This is a genomic window from Shewanella sp. c952, from assembly GCF_019654975.1.
Classification (GTDB): domain Bacteria; phylum Pseudomonadota; class Gammaproteobacteria; order Enterobacterales; family Shewanellaceae; genus Shewanella.
Window position 1 is genome coordinate 35,335 of the sequence record NZ_BPEW01000001.1, and the last position, 20,639, is coordinate 55,973.

A 20,639-nucleotide genomic window follows, 5' to 3' on the forward strand; every position below is an offset into this window, starting at 1 on the left:
TAAACAGCCGACGCTATCTGCAGTCGGCTGTTTTGTTTGTGTCGATGAACTATCCCTGATGGACGCTATTTTCAAAACCATCTTCAGCACTGAGTGGCTTGTCGGCACTGCCTTGCTCATCAATTAGCAGTGGTCGAATCTGTAACTCAATTCTAAAGCGACTGCCTTTACCGGGCTGGCTGTCAATTTGAATATCACACTTTAAAATGGCCAGTAATTGCCTGACAATTGCGAGTCCAACACCCAGTTGCGGCAACGCACTTTGCTTGGCTGTCATAGCCATAGGTTTTTGAGTCATCTGTTTAAGCGCTGCTAGTTCATGTTTGTGCATTCCAGAGCCATTATCACTGACCTGCAACCAGGTTGTTCCGCTGGATTTATCCGCTATCGTCTTGATACTAATAACGCCTTGTTCTGGCGTGTAGCGTATCGCATTATCGACCAGATTATTGAGGATGCGTAGTAGCAGCTGCCTATCGGTATTTATATAAAGACTTAGTGTGTCTTCAAAGTCCAATATGATCCTTTTTCCATTGGCGCGTGGATCGAACGTTTGCTGCAATTCATCTAGCACCTCTTGAAGTTGTATTTCCTGCCACTGCGGTTTCACCTGACCATTTTCTAGTGCCGCGAGTTCGAGCATTTGCCCTAGTAATTGTTGTAAGTGTTGACTTGAATTAGCGGCTATCTCAATTAAGTCACTGCTACGCTCATGGGGCGGCAGCAATAACCAAGTATCGATATAGCCCTGTAAAGAGGTGAGTGGTGTTTTTAAGTCATGGGACAAGTGCAGCATAAATTCGTGCCGCTCCTCTTGCTGCCTATTAATTGCTTGATGTTGCAAACTCAACGCTTGAAGCAGGGTATTGATATGCTTACTGAGCTGGTTGATTTCGCTGCTACCTGTATATTGTCCCGGCAGTGTGACTCCGGAGTTTAGCTGCTGGGCAGCGACTAAACGCAGATCATTTTCTAGTCGACTTAGCGGTGCCGTAAACAGTTTAAGTAGCAGGATAAACAAAATGATCGCAAAGCCAATGGCTATCAAAATGGCAGTGGTCCAAAATTGTGGCGCCTGGTGATCACTGACAATGGTCTGCCAACTGTCAAAGTCTTCCCCGCCAATGATGACGTAGAGATAGCCTGTTTGCTGTCCGCTCGGTGTAAGCAGTTTTGCGGCTGAGAAGATTTTATCTTTCTGCTCTGAGCGTGGATCGGTACCTAATATCGGTAAGTTAACGCCTTGAATAAACTGCTCAATGGTGTTGGTATCAACCCTATGCTGTTTGATTTTTTCCTCTTTAGCATCATAGGCAATAACTTGTCCTTGATTATCTAAGGTATAAATTTCAAAGCTTGGGCCTAGCAGCATGAAATCATGAAATGCTTCTTTTAATGCTGCATCAGAGGTGATGCCTTTAGAGAGTAGCGGGTTAATATGTGCCATATGTTCGGCAAGTTCGCGATGAAGTGATTGCTGGATCTGATTGCGGCTAAACTCTTGGCTAAACTGCAACCATTGCCATAGAGCGATGAAAAGAATAAAAATCACTAAGGTCGCCGCGAGTAATATACGGCTAAACAAACTTCTCATATTGTGGTCTCCTGCTTAGCTCGCAATTATTTAGCAATCATGCCCAGCTTAAGAAGCGGCCTGACTCGCTGGTGGGGCGAATTTGTAACCCACGCCCCAGACTGTTTTGACTAAATCTGTGGTGTATGAGCTGCGAGCTAACTTATTACGCAGGCGGTTGATATGACTATTCACTGTGTGTTCATAGCCGGAATAGGAGTAACCCCATACCGCTTCTAAAAGTTGCATGCGGCTAAACACTTGCTTTGGGTGTTGAGCTAAATAGAGCAGTAGATCAAATTCTCTGGCTGTAAGCTCTAAAGTTTCGTTAAATGCGATGACTTCACGGGTATTACAGTTAATGCTAATACCGTTGAACTCCAACGATTCATCTTGATGGGCTAACTGTGTTCCACGTCTTAATAACGCTTTCACTCGGGCCCTTAGCTCTAACACGCTAAAGGGTTTAACCAAATAATCATCTGCACCAGATTCAAGCCCTAAGACAATATCAGCTTCTGAATCTTTCGCAGTCAATAACATGCAAGGTAGCTCATTACCGTCTTGGCGGATCTGCTGACAAAGAGTGATTCCATCCCCATCAGGTAGCATCCTGTCCATAAGGATAAGATCTATCTTTTTTGTGGCTATCACTTGGCTAGCTTGTTGCAATGTCACACAGTGAATAACCGCATAGTTCATGCTTTTCAAGTTAAGCATGACTAGCTTGGCTAGGTCTTGCTCATCTTCAATCAATAATATGGTCTTATTTGAAACTGAGGAAATATTGCTACTCGATCCGTTCATGCCTAGCTCCCAAAGGCGGTCCCTTTTTAACAAGACCCACCTTTAAGAACTTTTATTTCGATAAATTTTTAATCAATTTCAAATTCACACTATTTAGTGCGAGTTATCTTGATTAACAGGACTGGGTTATCGAATCGATGAGAAGCGGATAACACTGAGTCCATCAAGCCATCATCCATACTAATCACACCGGGATGAGCGTGAACTTTGTCATTATCATCACGTGCAGCATTAAAGCCTTCACCACCATCAGCGGGGCCTGGAATTGTGCCTTTAGCTTCCGAGTTTGCTTCTGTACCAGCGTCATAGGCAATAACACGTAATGTACTGCTCTCATCCACAGCTAAAGCCGTTAAATCAAACCCTGTGGTACCGGTAAATGCATCATTGGTATTAACTAACATAGTCACTACTGATAAATCGGCGACATCGGCTTGTTCAAGACTGACTGAAATAGTTTCAGTACCACCTGGAACCAAAATACCTGCACCGCTTATTAGCTCATTGACTCCAGTCTCGTCAGTTAAAGTACTGCTGTCGCCAGACTCTGCTAGTGTTTCTAAAGCAACACTGGCAGGCATACCTGTGCTCCAGAGCGTGCTGTCATTGGTATGGGCAACGACTGCGATAGGAGACATAGGTTGATTAGCTGTTAGGTTAGTCACGGTAACGCTGTAGTCCTGCATCACTGGCGCAACCACAGGCGGGGCAACTGGTGCCGGTGTGTTATCGTCGTTATCGGAACAACCTGCTAATCCGATAGCCGCAAAAGCGACTAAAGCTATCGCATTACGTTTGAAATTATTTATTGGATAGTTCATGGCTTCTCTCCTACTTCACGATGACAGTCACTCGAGCTACAGGATTCAACCAGCGATGTACTCGGCTATCTAAGTCACTTGTGCCGCCATTCATATCGGTATCACCTAACACGCCTGGATGAATATGTACTTTTTCGTTGTTGCTGCTATCCATTATGCCAGTACCATTCATGCCGCCATCACCACCTGGTGCCGCTGGGATCCCTGGAGTACCAGATGCACCGCCACCATTGATTATCTCGTCATTGGCTTCGGTGCCAGCATCGTAAGCGTTGAGCGTAAAGGTGTAGCTGCCGGCTTCGGTTGGGATTTTCCAAGCGTCTAAACCAACAAAGGCATCATTGGTAGGTAACACCATGGCGGTTATTGAAAGGTGAGTCATGTCGCCAGAATCTAGCATGATGCTGTCTACCTTCGCGCTTGGTGCAAGTAGCCCCATCGCTGGGTTAGTCACGGTCACTCCGCCAGCACCAGTTACAGCTGCATTCAAATCGTCGATATCGCCACCTTCTGCCATTTTCTGTAGTGCAGGCGTTGCCATTTCACCGGCCTGGAATAGATGGCTATCCATATCGTGTGCTGCAATCAGTATCGGTGTAAAGTAGTTACCATGGGTTAAGTTAGTAACACTGATTTCAAGCTCTGCTGCAGATGCCGGTAGGCTCATAAGGCTAGTAATGAAAAGGGCTTTAGTGAGTTTATTTATGTTCATGATTTATCTCCTTTGACTGTATAGATTAAGCATGACAAACGGATCTCACCTGATTATCGCCAAATAATCACAAAAGTATAACAATTGCAGGTTCTATGATATTTAATGAAAAAGCATATATTTTATATGTAGTTGCATAGGAGACTATTTTTGATATTGCCGAGTATCAACGGGAAAAACTAATAAGGAAGCTGTAAAAATGGATTATTTTCAGGACAAGGTCATTATTGTTACAGGTGCATCGGAAGGGATCGGTCGAGCGCTCACGTTAGCATTATCTCCGCTTGGCTGTCGGTTGCTGCTTACTGCCCGTAATGAATCCCGCTTAGCTTCATTGCAGCAAGAGGTAAGGGCGCTCGGTTCAGAAGCGTTCATTCAAGTCGCAGATCTATCCGATTCATCGCATTGCCGTCAGGTGATTACAGCCTGTATCGAGCAGTTCGATAAGCTAGATATTTTGGTCAACAATGCAGGCATGACCATGTGGTCGCGTTTTGATGAACTTGAAGATTTAAGCGTCCTGTCGCAGATCATGCAAGTGAATTACCTTGGTCCTGCTTACCTATCGCAGGCCGCTATTCCTCATTTAAAAAAGAGCCAAGGCCAGATTGTTGCTGTTGCTTCAATAACGGGGATGACGGGAGTGCCGACACGCTCAGGTTACGCTGCCTCAAAACATGCACTGATAGGTTTATTTGATTCGTTACGTATTGAGCTTAGCGATGATAATGTGGCTGTGACGGTGATTTGTCCTGACTTTGTGGTTACACAAACTCACAAACGAGCATTGGATGCTCAAGGCAAGCCACTCGGTGAAACACCCATGCAAGAGTCTAAAATCATGACTGCTGAAAAGTGTGCTGAGCTTATGTTGCCAGCGATTGCACAGCGAAAACGGTTACTGATCACCTCATTTAGAGGTCGAGTAGGGCGATTCTTTAAGATCATTGCCCCAGGCCTGATAGACAAAATAGCGAAAAAAGCCATTGCATCAGGCCGGTAGCAACACTGTCTTTATTTATTTAAGTGTTTAACAATGGCGGCGGCAGCATCGTCTTTAGTTGGTTTGTTATCTGATGGTTCCATCGGGATAGCGGGAGTATGGCCGGTCATATTCTCAGCAATATGCAGCCAATCTGGGTGCCAGTAAAATGAAGTGCCGGCTAAGGTGTCCCAGTTATGTACGCCAGATGTTTCGCCCTGATAGACAAGATCTCCTAGTGAATATTTCATAATTTACCCCTATATAGTGATTAATATGTTTCTTAAGTCTGTATTTAGAATAAACATATTGCGCTTTGAGTGTAGAACTTTTTGTTAGCGAGATCACAAAAATGCTGATTTATAGATCTAGGATTTAGGAAGTCGATAGGATTGGAGCATATGTTGTGGCTGAGATATGCTAGCAACAGCGTAATGGACCATCTCCAATGGCAAATGTTTTCTAGGGTTTAGATATCTGCATATCTGCTTTGCTGAACACAAATAAAAAAGCCCAGCGAGAACTGGGCTTGTCCATGAACTAGTGGTTGGTTAAATCAAGGTTGATCAGCCACCAAGCCCTAGCTTGAATATCTCCAGCTTCAATGACTCCTCCGCTACGATAGGGCTTGGCAAAATGCACCAGCACAATTGGTGAGCTTGTCTGGTAGCGACCAGACTCCGTGAACCAAGCATTAAAAGCATCTTCTTTGTTGAGGCTAACCGTCACCTCAGAGCTAATAGGTTGGCTCAATCCCGGGCAGGTATGGATAGTTTTAGAGCTGATAGGTAAGGCGACTTGACTACCATCATTACAACGACTGGTTTTTTGCAGCCTTAACGTGACTAAGGTGCAATCCTTCATATTGATAGGATCTTTACAGACTTGAGCGACCACGGTTGAGTAGCCACCGCTATGCTCATCGCTGGGTTGATTGGCTAATTCGCCTCTAGCACCAAAGGCAGTGAAGTAGGAAACGTCATTGGCGGCGATCTCAACAGGAGAGACTATTTGCTGGTCAGAACCATTGAAATCGACACTGGCTTCTTCACCTAACCCCGTCTCGATTTCTGAGATAAACAGTTTATAGGTAGCCGATGATGACTGATAATTTTGTCCACCGTCGTCGGTTACAACGATACCGAAGTAGTTATTCTCTCGAGACTTAGGGTAGGTGTGTATCGTTATCTCACCATTGGGCGCTAACTCGGCAAGCTCTGGAGAGACGACAGTTTCAAGCTCATAGCTCAGCTTACCGAACTGATTCCTTGTAGCTGGAGCCTTAATAACACGGTCAGGGTAAAACACGACATTTTGAATATTGGTCTCTAAGGCTAGACCGGGATGCTTGGCCTTTTCAATATTCACATTGAACTGACGCACGGTACGTTCGAAGTTCCTACTTTGCTCTACCACGTTAATTTGCGTAAGACCGGCTCCATAAATGCTTAGCATACCGCTTACTGGATTTATGCTGGCAATGTGGCTGGTTTGTAGGTCGCTGTAATAGCTAATTTCACTGTCTACTCCTCGCCCGGTTATCGTTGGAGAAGCAAGTGTCGCTCCATCGGCAAACTGTGTATTGAGCAGTGCAGTTGAAAGTTCAAGCTCGGTATTTTCCGCGGCTTTATCGATAACAACCGTAAATTCAGCCTTTTGGGAAACATGCCCAGCATCGCCTTTGTCTGTCACTATGTAGCTTGCAGAGCCCGCATTGTTAATCGTGAATGTTCGTGCGGCCTCATTAATGGTAATGACATCATTTTGCCCATGTTTAAATTGCCACTCAAGCTCGCTGATACTACCAGAGATAGGGATGTCGAGGGTTCTTGCTGCTGAGTAGCTGGTACGAACCGGGGTAATAGCTAGTGTGCCATGCAGGGGAGAGACATCGACATAAAACCGCTCTTTAACAGGAGCGAAATAGTCATTTCCCGAATCAACCGCTGTTAACCAGCCTCGACCTGCGCCGATTATCCTAATCACACCTGTCTCGGCATCTTGCTTGAGTACTGCGTCACCATCATCGATGCTAAAGCGCAGATCACCTTTGCTATTTAACACAATAGGCCTGAAGACTGCATTCTCTGCATAGTCGATGCGGGTGTTGGTTAAAATCAGCTCGTTGTTGGTTTGTTTATCAATGGTGACGGTGAATTTCTTCTGCTGGCTAGCCCAAAACGCACCACCATTATCGCTGACGATGACTTCCACCATGCCAGGTTTTAACACAATCATCACGCCAGTTTCTGCATCAATCGCAATGACATCTGTTGGGCTGTCATTGGCCAAGGCATAGGCTAGTTGTCCATGGCCACCTATCACTTGAGGCTGAATGATTTGGTTCTCTTGATAGCGGGTCTGAATATCTAAACTGTCTAAAGAGTCAGAATCGATCCGTATGACCTCAACATTGATTGAGAGACTCTCAGGTAGATAGTTTTTGTTACCTGTGTCGCTAATGGTTACTTGTGTTTTTCCAATTCCGGTAAAGCTAAAAAGGCCTGTCTCTGCATCAATGATATCGATGACTTGGGAGGGGGCGTTCTCAGAGAGACTAAAAGAGAGTTTTCCTTTAGAGCCGATTACCTGAATCGTTTGTTGGGCACCTTCATCATAAGTGGTCGTAAGATCTGCGGCTTGCAATGCAAGGTTTTTCGCACGCTTGATCTGCACTTTAAATATTTGAGGCGCAACTATGTCGTGATGCTGTGGGGTATTTTGTATTACTTGAACCTCAGTTTCGCCAGCCCCAATGACAAGCATCTCACCGCTGGCTTCATCTATCTGTACTACATCTGTATTCGCGCCATCGACTAGAGCATAGTTAATGCTTTGTGTTGGCGTTCCGGTGTACACGGGGAGCAGCTCTGCCCCTAATAGAAAAGGTTTATCTATTACATCACTGAATTGAGCAAACTCGGTTTGAGCCGTTTCTATCGTGATCGTAAATTGCTGGGTATCAGCTTGATAGTTGCGACCACCATCATCAGTGACATCAATAAGTACACTGCCGCTGCCCAAAACAAGGAACTCTCCGCCACGTTCAATCAGCACGACCTGATCGCTCTGATCTGAGGCGAGCTCATATTCGAGCTCGCCAATGGCCCCGCTAACGCTAGCTTGATGGCGTGCAGCTTCTTGATAGGAGAGGCTGAGATCATTGGTAACAAGAGGGAGGCGGGGGGCTTTTTCGATAGTGACGGTGAAGTGGGTGCTAGCTGAGAGGTATTGCTCGTTACCGGGATCGGTTGCGATGAGTTCGGTGCGACCCGAATTTAGTATTGTCAGGCTCCGCTTATCTGCTGAGATCTGTACCACGTCATCTGTCGCGCTATCAGCTAGCCGATAACTGATGCTGTCTAATGTGCCCTCAATATTTGGGGTGATAGCGATGTTTGGTGAAAACTGCTGTTTGATATCAGCCGCTTTCAATATTGGGTGAGGTTCTTTCTTTGGTTCTGTTGAATCAGACTCTCCACCTCCACATGCGGTAAGTAAGAACAGCAATAACAGACTTAGGTACTTCATAATGCCTCCAGCTTAAAATTTAAGCGGGAGTATACAGATGTGGTAAATATGCTGCAATTGGGTGTAGAGTTGTTATTTACTGCTAATTAATTGAAGTTACCTGGTTGGAAATTTTATATGCGATATATAAGTTGCAAATAAAAACAATGTTTTAGCTTAGTGGTTGAAAGATACCAAAAAGCGCTAAATATCCCCATAATGTGAAAGGGCTTTTATGCAGGTAATTTGCATTTAAAATAAAGTGCGATCTATCTCTCATTTTTGGTTTCTTATGTTTTAGCGCATGAGTCATTAGATGAAAGACATAAAAAAGCCCTGAGTGAACAGGGCTTTTAAGCTAGCTTTTGTCTCGTTAACGGGGGGGATATTTAACCTTCGCCGTTTTCACGAGCACATATTACACGGTAGGCAATGGCTGTTTAGCTAAAACAGTCGTCATTCCAATAGCTTTTAGTAGATTAGCCTTTAACCTTCACCGTTTTCACGAGCAATTGCTCTGTATGCGATGTCAGTTCTAAAGTAGACATCATCCCAATGGATAGCATCTACTAATTGATAAGCTGATGCTTGAGCTTCTGTCACACTATTTCCTAGTGCCGTTGCGCAAAGCACACGTCCGCCATTAGTCACTACATGGTCATCTTTCATGCTGGTACCAGCATGAAATACCTTGGCATTGTTATTACCAAGATCTAGACCTTCAATCACATCATGTTTGCGATATGCATTTGGGTATCCACCTGCGGCTAATACCACTCCAACAGCTGCTCGGGAATCAAACTCAGCAGTCACCTGGTCAAGTTCACCACGGGTTGATGCTAAGCAAAGCTCAACCAGATCAGATTTAAGACGCATCATGATAGGTTGAGTTTCTGGATCGCCAAAGCGGCAGTTGTACTCAAGCACTTTTGCACTGCCATCTGGAGAGATCATTAGGCCCGCATAAAGGAAGCCTGTATAGACATTGCCTTCAGCGGCCATGCCATCAACAGTTGGACGAATAACATTAGCAATAGTCCAATCGTGAACGGCTTGGGTAACGACAGGTGCTGGTGAATATGCACCCATGCCGCCAGTATTAGGACCATGATCGCCATTATCACGTGCTTTATGATCTTGGCTGCTGGCCATCGCCAGAATGTTCTTGCCATCAACCATAACGATAAAGCTAGCTTCTTCGCCTTTTAAAAACTCTTCAACGACTACGCGAGAACCAGCTTCACCGAATAGGTTACCCGCTAGCATATCTTCGATAGCTGCATCAGCTTCTGCTTGGTCAGCCGCAATGATGACGCCCTTTCCTGCCGCTAAGCCGTCGGCTTTAATGACAATAGGAAAACCAGTTGTAGCCGTCATTTCAGTAACGTAAGCTTTAGCGGGCTCAATCTCAGTAAAATTTGAGTAAGCAGCGGTAGGAATATTGTGACGCGCTAAAAAGTCCTTCGTGAAAGCTTTTGAAGATTCTAACTGCGCAGCGCCTTGGGTTGGGCCAAATATTGGCAGTCCCGCTTCATTAAAGGCATCAACCACACCCAATGCTAGTGGTACTTCTGGGCCAACTATCGTAATAGCAACTTTTTGCTCGGTAGCAAAAGCCACCAGCGCAGAGATCTCTTCAACATTGATCGCTACGTTTTCTAGCTTTGGCTCTAAAGCTGTACCAGCATTACCGGGTGCAACAAAGACGGTTTCAACTTGCGTCGATTGTGCCGCTTTCCATGCCAATGCATGTTCGCGACCGCCGCCACCAATAATTAATACTCTCATATCTTTACCTTTTATAGCTGCGCCATTTTTCCTATCTCTGCATCAAGCATGCTCACATATTGGCATTTTTTACCAGCAAGAATCTGCGGGTGCTTTCTTTGACATAGAAAAAATGGCTTGCTCTAAACGTTAAAAATCAATTTTTAGAAACTCTAGCAACCAATATTTAGAGACCAATATATAGAAACTAGAGCCTTTATAAATTAATGACGGAAGTGACGCATGCCGGTAAATACCATTGCCATGCCGTGCTCATCTGCTGCTGCGATAATCTCTTCATCACGAATAGAACCACCTGGCTGAATGATACAGCTAATTCCCGCTTCTGCAGCGGCATCAATACCGTCGCGGAATGGGAAGAAGGCATCAGATGCCATAACAGAGTCTTGAACCACTAGACCTTCATCAGCGGCTTTAATTCCCGCAACTTTAGCACTATATACACGGCTCATTTGGCCTGCGCCAACACCAATAGTCATGCTGTTCTTGGCGTAAACGATAGCGTTTGATTTTACAAACTTCGCCACTTTCCAGCAGAACATTAGATCTTTCATTTCAGCAGCTGTTGGCTGACGCTTAGAAACGACTTTAACGTCATCAATAGCAACCATGCCTTGGTCACGATCTTGCAGCAATAAGCCGCCATTAACGCGTTTGTAATCTAGGCTAGTGGTCTTGCTTGCCCATTGGCCGCATTCAAGCAAACGTACGTTGGCTTTTGCCGCAACAACATCACGGGCTGCTTGGCTAACCGATGGTGCGATAATCACTTCAACAAACTGACGCTCCACAATGGCTGCTGCAGTGGCTGCATCTAATTCGCCGTTAAAGGCGATGATGCCACCAAACGCTGATGTTGGATCAGTTTGAAATGCGCGGTTATAAGCTTCAAGTAGGTTGTCACCAATCGCGACACCACATGGGTTAGCGTGCTTAACGATGACACATGCTGGCTGGTCAAACTCTTTAACACACTCAAGTGCTGAATCGGTATCAGCAATATTATTGTAAGAAAGTGCCTTACCTTGCAGCTGAACTGCAGTGGCAACAGAGGCTTCATCTAAGTGAGTATCAACGTAAAAAGCAGCTGTTTGATGGCTGTTTTCGCCATAGCGTAAGTCTTGCTTCTTAACTAGCTGAGTGTTGTATGTGCGTGGGAATTTAGAGTCTTCATGGCACTCATCTTTACTGTGAGCGGGTACTTTAGTACCGAAGTAGTTGGCGATCATTCCATCGTATGCTGCTGTGTGTTCAAAAGCAGCAATCGCAAGATCGAAACGTGTTTCCAGTGTGGTGCTACCTTCGTTTGCTTGCATCTCAGCAATTACGCGGCCGTAGTCGCTAGCATTAACAATGATAGTGGTATCTTTGTGATTTTTTGCGGTAGAGCGAACCATGGTCGGGCCGCCAATATCGATGTTCTCGACAGCGTCCGCTAAGGTGCAACCTTCTTTAGCAACAGTTTCTGCAAACGGGTACAGGTTAACGGCAACCAAATCGATTGGATTGATGTTGTTTTGCTCCATAACGAGCTCATCAATACCGCGACGCGCCAAAATGCCACCATGCACTTTAGGGTGCAAAGTTTTTACACGGCCATCCATGATTTCTGGGTGACCAGTGTAATCCGATACTTCAATGACAGGCACACCATTATCTGCCAACAGGCGGGCGGTGCCACCAGTAGATAGTAGCTCAACACCTTGAGCATGCAGCGCTTGTGCAAACTCTAAGATTCCGGTTTTATCTGAAACGCTTAACAGCGCGCGACGAATAGGTCTGGCATTATTCATTGTAGGTACAGGGTCCAGTAGTTATTTTAAGGATCTTTCGGAAAACAGAACAGTACTAGGCTTGCTTACCTCTACACTGCTTTCCAAAAGTCCCTCGCTATTTATACTCTCCCGTCACGGCGCGCGTATTTTACCGTAATTTTACCCTTGGCGGTGTTTTTTTCTGCGCGATTTCACAATACGGTAAACAGAACAAGCTTTGATCTAACTTTTTAGCCAGAATAAGCCTTGACCTTGGATACAACTCCAAGGTTTATACTTGGTTGATTGAAAAGTATCTGTACGATGATATTTGGCAATGTAAATGCTTTATACAAGGGGAAAGTGATGTATCGAATTGGTGAGCTAGCACAGTTGTGTGAGGTCAAAACGGATACGTTAAGGTTCTATGAAAAACATGGACTGTTATCGCCCTCCTCGAGAACCGAGTCGGGTTATCGGATCTATACCGAAGTAGATGCAGAGCGCTTACGCTTTATTTTGCGAGCTAAAGCGGTCGGTTTTACCCTCGCTGAGATCATCGAACTGTTGTCAATTGAGCTGGATAAGTCTAATTGGGCTTGTGCCGATGTTAAAGGCCTGGTGGATGACAAGCTAGCCAACGTTGAAGCTAAAATTGCTGAGCTTAATCATTTTCAACTGTCGCTACAAAGGTTATCCCAAGCGTGCTGCGGCGGGCCAGAAAGCGCAGAGCATTGCTCGATATTAGAGGCGCTAGAATCAAGTACCGAAAATATTCGCTGTGAAGGTGATTCACATGAGCATGGCCATAATCATGACGATGTGCAATTTACTAAAAATTGTCAAAACAAAGCCGTTAGTAAGAATTCAAAAGAGAAATAGTTATGTTATTTGCAAACTTTATCGACCTATTCCTTGATTCAGCCCCTTGGTTGTTACTCGGTCTATTTCTAGCCGGAATGCTCAAAATGTTCGTGCCGATGGCATGGATGCAAAAGCAACTGGGTGGCCATGGTTTTAAAACCACGGTCAAAGCGGCAGTACTCGGTGCGCCGTTGCCATTATGTTCTTGTGGCGTTATTCCAGCTGCTGTAGGACTGCGCCGCAGCGGCGCATCAAAAGCGGCGACCACGTCGTTTTTAGTGTCGACACCTGAAACCGGGGTTGATTCAGTGACAGTTTCGTATGTACTACTTGGCCCATTTATGGCGATTGTTAGACCTATCGCTGCGGTTATCAGTGCAATCGTTGCCGGTCTACTTGTTGGCCGTGATGACGATGATGTTAAGCCGGTTACTGATACCGAGAAAGCTGCCAGCTCATCTTGTTGTAGTAGCAAAAAAGCGGAACCGAAAGTTGCGACTAGCAGTTGTTGTGCCAGTGAAAAGAAAGCAAGTGTAAGCATGAAGCCACTGGCTCAGGACCGTGTTATGAGCCAGCCAGCTAATGCCGCTCCGCTAAATTTGTCGCCAGTGACAGAGCCTAAAAAGTCAACTTGTTGCAGCAGTGAGAAAGTAGCCGTTAAAGCTGAGAGTGCATCTTGTTGTAGCTCAAAGAGTTCAGATGCTGCTGAAGCTGAGAGTTGCTGTGAGTCGACTAAAGATATTGCAACAGAGCTTAAAGGCACATCAGTTATTAGCCGTATCGGTAAGGGACTGCATTTTGCTGCCACTGATTTAGTACGCGATACCACCGTTTGGTTATTAATTGGTTTGTTCTTTGCTGCACTAGTCACAACGTATGTTCCAGGTGACTTTATGGCTAAATGGGGCGATGGTATTTTAGCGATGTTAGTGATGGTGCTGATCTCTGTGCCCATGTATATCTGCGCTACAGCATCAACGCCTATTGCAGCTGGCTTGTTATTAGCTGGTGTTTCACCTGGAGCGGTATTGGTGTTTATGTTGGCAGGTCCTGCGACGAATATTGCAACCTTAGGTGTGGTGACTAAAGAGTTAGGTAAACGTGCGTTGTTTGGCTATTTAGGCGGCGTACTAGGTGTCGCGTTAGTTTCTGGCGTCTTGGTTAACTATCTGGTCGACACTTTTGGCTTTGTGGTCATGCCACAGATTGGTGAGCAGCATAACTTATTGCCTGCAGCCATTGTTTACACTTCTGGTATCGTGCTGGCGATATTGATGTCCAAAGTCTTTTTAGATATGTTACCTAAGAACTGGTGGCGCAGAGATTGCTGCTCGTAATCAAGCAGTATTAGCGATAAGAACTAAAGGCACTCATTGAGTGCCTTTTTTGTTCTCTGATGGTTGACATTGTGATGTGTTGAGAGGGCGAACTAAGGTGTCTTGCGATGGTTATTAGCTTTGCTTGCTGCTAACCTATCTACAAAATGCGCATAGTAATGGGTTATAAGCGAGCAATATGATGTTCGACGACTATGTCCATTTTGAATCATTTACGGCTAAACATAGTGTTTTGTGCAGCATGTTCCTCGATAAATGCCCTTCGTACTGCTGCTAAGGCCATTTAAAGTACAATCAATAGCAACGGCAATTTCTGTCTATTTCCACCTAAACCTGCATTTATGACGACGACTGCAACCTCTTTGATGCGCCATATTGTCTCGGTTTTAGTTAATCGCTCTCACAAAAAAAATAACTTCTCTTTAATTACGAATTGATAAATACCTTTAGCTGGTTCCTATTCGCAGCAAAGCGCGCTATCAGGCTCTTTTGTGGCAAAGTAAGGTTATTTATATGGCATTGCTTACTCTTTTAGTTGCGCTTAAAAGTGAGACATTTTGTATTTCAGTTGAGACTATTTGTCCTTTTAGGTTGCGTTCTGCATTTCGTGGTTGTTTGCTCTGATATTAACCTCTATATCTCGTTTTATTGGTTTTTTAATCTTTAGATTCCATGTTTTTTGGGTTTAATGTTTGTTGGTTGCTTTATGTGATCTTGGTTGTTCGTTATTAATTGTTCGTATTGGTTGCTTTGGGGATAATTGTTTTTCGTTAATTAGTCTTTGTTTAGTTTGATTTTTAGAGAACAGTTAACGTCAAAATCCAACTTAAGTACCGAGATGAGATAGTCGGTCAGAGTGGAAAATCCTAATTGTGTGAGGGTAATATGAACAGACGTCAGTTTTTTAAACTGTGCGCCAGTAGTACCGCAACTTCGGCGATCACTGCACTTGGGCTTATGCCAAGTGAAGCGCTTGCTGCGGTTCGTGAGTTTAAGCTACTAAGGGCGAAAGAGACCCGCAATAACTGCTGTTATTGCTCAGTGGGTTGTGGCTTGTTGATGTATAGCCATGGCAGTAACGGTAAGAATGCCGAGAAATCTATTTTCCACATCGAAGGTGATGCGGACCACCCTGTAAACCGCGGCTCACTTTGTCCTAAAGGCGCCGGTTTAGTGGATTACGTAAATAGTCCAAACCGTAATCACTTCCCGGAGGTTCGTGAACCTGGAACCAATGAATGGAAACGGATCAGCTGGCACGAGGCCTTTGGCCGCATTGCTCGGCTGATGAAAGAAGACCGAGATGCTAATTTAATTGAAAAAAATAGCGATGGAACAACGGTAAATCGTTGGCTAAGTACTGGGATGATGACCTCATCTGCACAGCCTAACGAAGGCGCATTTATTACTCATAAATTTGCTCGTTCTCTTGGCCTTGTTGCCATTGACACTATTGCGCGTAACTGACACTCCCCAACGGTAGCAAGTCTTGCTCCAACATTTGGGCGCGGTGCCATGACCAACCACTGGATCGATATTAAGAACTCCAATGTCGTTGTGATCATGGGTGGCAATGCCGCCGAAGCACACCCTGTCGGTTTTGGTTGGGTAACTGAAGCCATGGAACACAACAATGCCAAGCTGGTTGTTGTTGATCCTCGTTATAATCGAAGTGCTGCATTATCAGATTGCTACGCACCATTGCGCAGCGGCACTGACATCGCCTTCCTTTTAGGCCTTAGCCGATACTTGATTGAGACAAAGCAAGTTAACTACGAGTATGTGAAAGCGTATACCAATGCTTCGTACATCGTTCGAGAGGATTTTGAATTTAGTGATGGTCTGTTTAGTGGCTTTGATGAGAAAAGCCGCAGCTATGACAAAGAGACTTGGTACTACGATCTCGATGAAGATGGCTATGCAAAAGTTGATGAAAGTTTTGCACATCCGCGTTGCGTATGGAACCTGTTGAAGCAACATGTCGAACGATACGACTTTGACACTGTTAGCAATATTACTGGTACACCAGTTGAAGATTATGAAAAAGTTTGTGCGCTAATCGGCAGTACTTATACCCATGATAAAGCAGCAACCTTCATGTATGCCTTAGGTTGGACTCACCACACCAAGGGAGCGCAGAACATCCGCTCTATGGCTATGGTGCAACTATTGCTGGGTAATATTGGCGTATTAGGCGGTGGTGTTAATGCACTTCGTGGTCACTCAAATGTGCAAGGCGCTACAGATATGGGACTGCTGTGTCAGGCTTTACCTGGTTATTTGAAGCTGCCAAGTGATAAGGATACCGATCTACAGACGTATCTAGAGCACCATACTCCAAAAGCATTACGTCCGGGCCAGACCAACTATTGGTCGAATTATCCTAAGTTTTTTATCTCCCAGATGAAGAGCTTTTGGGGAGAGAACGCCACTGCAGAAAATAGCTTCGGTTATGACTGGTTACCTAAATGGGATCTACAGTACGACTTCACTAAGCACATTGACATGATGTACCACGGCGAGGTTAACGGTTATTTCATTCAGGGAGTTAACGCAATTAACTCTATGCCTAACCGTAATAAAACATTAGCGGCATTTAGCAAGCTGAAGTTTATGGTGGTTATGGATCCGTTAGCGACCGAAACCTCTGTTTTCTGGAGAAATGACGACGAGTTTAATCGTGTCGACTCAAGCAAGATCCAGACTCAAGTATTCCGTCTACCAACGACGCTATTTGCTGAAGAAGAGGGCTGTATTGTTAACTCGGGTCGCTGGATGCAGTGGCATTGGAAAGGTGCGAATGCGCCGGGTGAATCTAAGCCAGATGCCGAGATATTGTCTGGCATATTGATGAAACTCCGTGAGCTTTATAAAGAGGAAGGCGGAGTATTGCCAGAACCGATCCAAGCGTCAAATTGGGGTTATCACGACCCTCATTTCCCACATGGTTCTGAGGTGGCAAAAGAGCTTAACGGTATTGATCTGAAAACGGGCAAACAGCTAGACAGTTTCAGTCAGCTAAAAGATGACGGTAGCACGGCCTGTGGCTGTTGGATCTACTCCGGTTCTTGGACTGAAAAGGGCAATCTGATGGCCCGACGTGATAACTCTGATCCGTCAGGTAAAGGTATCACCCCTGGATGGGCATTCTCATGGCCATCAAACCGCCGTGTGCTTTATAACCGTGCATCTTGTGACGTTAACGGTAAGCCTTGGGATCCAAAGCGCACCATCGTCGAGTGGAAACATGATAAATGGCATGGCATCGATCAGGGTGACTTTAATATGAAACTGACGCCACAAGAGTCAGCTCATCCATTCATTATGCAACCAGAAGGCGCAGGTCGTTTCTTCGCGCTTAAACACTTGGCGGAAGGGCCTTTCCCTGAGCATTACGAGCCAATGGAGTCGCCGATAGGCACCAATCCATTGCACCCTAAAGTGGTCAGTAATCCTGCAGTACGCATGTTAGATGGTGTTGCAGAAACATTAGGTTCGCATAAGAAGTTTCCCTATGTGTGTACTACTTACTGTGTGACCGAGCACTTTAACTTCTGGACTGCACATTGCCGTCTAGCAGCTATCTCTATGCCAGAAACTTTTGTTGAGATAGATGAAGTATTAGCGGCTGCCAAAGGCATTAATAGTGGTGATTGGGTCAGTGTTAGCTCTAAACGTGGCGAGCTGAAAACCAAGGCATTAGTGACTAAACGTCTGCAACCACTCAAAGTTCATGGACAGCTAGTACATACCGTGGGCTTACCACGTCATGGTGGTTATAACGCGCTAACGCGTAAGAGTAGCAGTTGTAACATTCTGACCACTGAAGTGGGTGATGCAAATACTCAAGTGCCTGAATTTAAGGCATTCTTGGTCAATGTGACTAAGGTGGAGGGGATCTAATTATGTCTGCTCAAGATATTATTTTAAGCTCAGGCACCTCTAAGCTGGCCCCTGCGGCGCAGGTTAGAAAAAAACTTAGTAAAGTGGCCAAGCTATTCGATGCTACCAAATGTAATGGCTGTAAGGCTTGTCAGGTCTCCTGTTCAGAATGGAATGACCTGCGTGCGCCAATCGGTGAGTTTACGGGGAGTTATCAAAACCCAGCGGATCTCTCTTCTGAGTGTTGGACTTTGATGAAGTTTAACGAAGTCACAGACGAGAAGGACAAGCTGCGTTGGCAATTTACCCATACGGCCTGTATGCATTGCGATGATCCCGCTTGTTTAACTGCTTGTTCTACCAAAGACGCCATTGTTCAACATGCCAACGGTATTGTGGATTTTGACTCTGACAAATGTATTGGTTGTGGTTATTGCGTTACAGCGTGTCCATTTGACGTGCCTAAGCTCGATACAGTGGACCAAAAAGCCTACAAATGCACCATGTGTTCAGATCGGCTACAAGTGGGCCAGGAGCCATCATGTGTTAAGTCGTGTACTACGGGGGCTCTCAAGTTTGGTACCCGTGAAGACATGCTTTTCATTGCAGATTTACGCATTAAGCAACTGCATGAAAAGGGTTTCTCTAAGGCTGGTTTGTACAACCCACAAGGTGTGGGTGGAACCGGTATGATGATGATCCTGCACGATATTGATGATCCTCAAAGCTATGGTTTACCGGCTGATCCCAAGACCAGTTTACCGATCAAACTATGGCAAGATCTGGTTAAGCCTCTAGGAGCGGCAGGAATAATCGCCACCGTTGCGGTGGCATGTCTGCATCGCATCACTGTGGGTCGTAATCTTGTTGAAGAGGATGAACCAGCCGCTTTTGACCACTCTCACTCAATCAAGTCAGATAAGGAGTAACGCTCATGCATAAGCAGAATATGATTTTGCGCCATAAGTTGTTCGATCGGATCTGTCACTGGTTTGTAGTGGCAGTAGGTTTGGTGACTTTTCTCACTGGTTTCGGGTTTTTTTTCCCGTCGTTTCAATGGTTGGGGGCTATTGCGGGTACGCCGCAAATGGCGCGCTTTGTTCATCCGATAGCGGGCTTGATGATGTGCCTGCCATTGATGTTGATCCTCGTGCGTTACTACCACCACAACAAGTGGGAAAAGAATGACTTGAAGTGGATGCTTGCTATCAAGGATGTGATGTTTGAAAACGAGGACAAAATCCCCGCCATCGGTCATTACAATCCGGGTCAAAAAGTATTGTTTCGTACGTTTGTGGTGACCTCTGTCGTACTGACGGTGACAGGCATCATGATGTGGCAGCCCTACTTTGCGCCATATTTTGCCTCCTCGGCAATTGAGTGGGCCATTCTGCTACATGCGATATGTGCAGTGATCATGTTGATCTTTGTCATTGTGCATTTCTGGATGGCAACTTGGGTAGAAGGTTCTGTCGCTGGCATGTTGTATGGCTCCGTCTCTCGAGCTTGGTGTAAGAAGCACCACCCCAACATGCTTAATGATCCAAAACTAAAGACTATGAAGCAGGAAAAACACTAATTATGAGCACAGTAATACTCGATGCTGAAAAAATCCCAGCTCAAAAGTTGGAGATTAAGACCTTGATCCCAGCAGATCCTAAAGTGGTCTACCAACAACGTGCGGCAAGGTTGGCAGCACTGGCGGAAGAGTCAGGTTTACCTGATTATTTTAATCTGTTGGAAAAGCTGGTTAGCGCTCAAGCCCGACTTGCTTTTGAGACCGATAGCCTGGCCATAAAAAGCTGCTTTGGCCTCAAGCCAACGTTTGATCTCACCTTAAGTCAACCTATGGCCGAAGGGCATTTTGAGTGGGGAACTTATTGGCAGTCAGTATTGCTGGAGCTTGTTAGTGATCTTTTGTCCTCAACTCAGCCCACTGCCGAAAATGCGCCAGAGCTTTGTACAGTATTAAGAGCGTTAGCGACTACTGAATCAGTGACTTTACAACAATTTGCCCGAGCGATGTTGCTTGGTCACTTTACTGAAGTTCCGGCTAAGTACACGCTATTTATTTGGGCTGCACTGTCGGTCTATTGGTCTCATTGGGCAACGGATGTTGCGGCGGCAATAGCGACCAAAGGAGAGAGCCACAAAACTTTATGTCCGGTTTGCGGTAGCCATCCAGTGGCTAGCGTTATCAAAGAACAGCCACGTGCAGGCTTGCGTTATCTACACTGCAGCTTATGTGAAACCGAGTGGCATCAAATCCGCGCGGAGTGCACAAGCTGTGGTGAAGATAAAGGGGTTTTGCTTTGGGCTGAAACTGATACCAAGGCTGCAGTGAGAATTGAAAGCTGCGACACATGTAAGGGGTACACCAAGATGTTGTTTACTGACATTGACTCCGGACTTGAGGTTGTAGTGGACGATTTAGCCTCGCTGATAATGGATCAATATGTGGTAAAGCAAGGCTATCAAGCCACGACGGTTAATCCGTTATTGCTGGCTCACGAACAGCAAAGCTAGTCCCGTCAAGGCGACAGACTCCCGTTAATAGAGACTGTCGTCTTGGCATTTATTCACAATATTCAGCAACCGCTGAATCGAAA

15 protein-coding genes are annotated in these 20,639 nt (G+C 45.3%); 7 read left to right on the top strand and 8 right to left on the bottom strand.

The window, feature by feature from the left end:
- Window positions 1-49 precede the first annotated feature (49 nt).
- The 4 genes from K5R16_RS00125 to K5R16_RS00140 all read right to left on the bottom strand — a co-directional run bounded on the left by K5R16_RS00125 (window position 50) and on the right by K5R16_RS00140 (window position 3,913).
- Entirely contained in the window at window positions 50-1,594 is a 1,545-nt protein-coding gene (locus tag K5R16_RS00125; protein ID WP_220735523.1) for a HAMP domain-containing sensor histidine kinase, read from the bottom strand.
- 48 nt (window positions 1,595-1,642) lie between these two features.
- Entirely contained in the window at window positions 1,643-2,380 is a 738-nt protein-coding gene (locus K5R16_RS00130; protein WP_220735524.1) for a response regulator transcription factor, read from the bottom strand.
- 89 nt (window positions 2,381-2,469) lie between these two features.
- The gene (locus K5R16_RS00135; protein WP_220735525.1) at window positions 2,470-3,201 is read right to left on the bottom strand and encodes a spondin domain-containing protein; all 732 of its coding nucleotides are present in this window, start codon (window positions 3,199-3,201) and stop codon (window positions 2,470-2,472) included.
- Window positions 3,202-3,211: 10 nt separating this feature from the next.
- The gene (locus tag K5R16_RS00140) at window positions 3,212-3,913 is read right to left on the bottom strand and encodes a spondin domain-containing protein (RefSeq protein ID WP_220735526.1); all 702 of its coding nucleotides are present in this window, start codon (window positions 3,911-3,913) and stop codon (window positions 3,212-3,214) included.
- Window positions 3,914-4,112: 199 nt separating this feature from the next.
- Between K5R16_RS00140 and K5R16_RS00145 the strand changes: the two genes are divergently transcribed.
- Complete coding sequence (locus tag K5R16_RS00145) at window positions 4,113-4,916, top strand: SDR family oxidoreductase (RefSeq protein WP_220735527.1); 804 nt, start codon at window positions 4,113-4,115, stop codon at window positions 4,914-4,916.
- 11 nt (window positions 4,917-4,927) lie between these two features.
- Here K5R16_RS00145 and K5R16_RS00150 read toward each other — a convergent pair whose 3' ends face one another.
- From K5R16_RS00150 to purH, 4 genes are all read right to left on the bottom strand, one after another.
- The gene (locus tag K5R16_RS00150; RefSeq protein ID WP_220735528.1) at window positions 4,928-5,146 is read right to left on the bottom strand and encodes a hypothetical protein; all 219 of its coding nucleotides are present in this window, start codon (window positions 5,144-5,146) and stop codon (window positions 4,928-4,930) included.
- A gap of 289 nt (window positions 5,147-5,435) precedes the next feature.
- A complete protein-coding gene (locus K5R16_RS00155) occupies window positions 5,436-8,426 on the bottom strand; it encodes a hypothetical protein (protein ID WP_220735529.1) in 2,991 nt (996 codons plus the stop codon).
- A gap of 465 nt (window positions 8,427-8,891) precedes the next feature.
- The gene (gene purD / locus K5R16_RS00160) at window positions 8,892-10,193 is read right to left on the bottom strand and encodes a phosphoribosylamine--glycine ligase (RefSeq protein ID WP_220735530.1); all 1,302 of its coding nucleotides are present in this window, start codon (window positions 10,191-10,193) and stop codon (window positions 8,892-8,894) included.
- Window positions 10,194-10,396: 203 nt separating this feature from the next.
- Window positions 10,397-11,986, bottom strand: a complete 1,590-nt coding sequence (gene purH, locus K5R16_RS00165) for a bifunctional phosphoribosylaminoimidazolecarboxamide formyltransferase/IMP cyclohydrolase (protein WP_220735531.1) — start codon at window positions 11,984-11,986, stop codon at window positions 10,397-10,399.
- 327 nt (window positions 11,987-12,313) lie between these two features.
- Between purH and zntR the strand changes: the two genes are divergently transcribed.
- From zntR to fdhE, 6 genes are all read left to right on the top strand, one after another.
- On the top strand, window positions 12,314-12,829 hold the full coding sequence (gene zntR, locus K5R16_RS00170; RefSeq protein ID WP_220735532.1) for a Zn(2+)-responsive transcriptional regulator: 516 nt from the start codon (window positions 12,314-12,316) through the stop codon (window positions 12,827-12,829).
- Between the two features lie 2 nt (window positions 12,830-12,831).
- Complete coding sequence (locus K5R16_RS00175) at window positions 12,832-14,148, top strand: SO_0444 family Cu/Zn efflux transporter (protein ID WP_220735533.1); 1,317 nt, start codon at window positions 12,832-12,834, stop codon at window positions 14,146-14,148.
- 885 nt (window positions 14,149-15,033) lie between these two features.
- Window positions 15,034-18,051: a formate dehydrogenase-N subunit alpha gene (gene fdnG, locus K5R16_RS00180; RefSeq protein WP_220735534.1), complete on the top strand. Its 3,018-nt coding sequence runs from the start codon at window positions 15,034-15,036 to the stop codon at window positions 18,049-18,051.
- Between the two features lie 2 nt (window positions 18,052-18,053).
- Entirely contained in the window at window positions 18,054-18,959 is a 906-nt protein-coding gene (gene fdxH, locus K5R16_RS00185; RefSeq protein WP_220735535.1) for a formate dehydrogenase subunit beta, read from the top strand.
- Between the two features lie 5 nt (window positions 18,960-18,964).
- Window positions 18,965-19,609: a formate dehydrogenase subunit gamma gene (locus tag K5R16_RS00190; RefSeq protein ID WP_220735536.1), complete on the top strand. Its 645-nt coding sequence runs from the start codon at window positions 18,965-18,967 to the stop codon at window positions 19,607-19,609.
- 2 nt (window positions 19,610-19,611) lie between these two features.
- A complete protein-coding gene (fdhE, locus tag K5R16_RS00195) occupies window positions 19,612-20,556 on the top strand; it encodes a formate dehydrogenase accessory protein FdhE (protein ID WP_220735537.1) in 945 nt (314 codons plus the stop codon).
- Window positions 20,557-20,639: the final 83 nt, after the last annotated feature.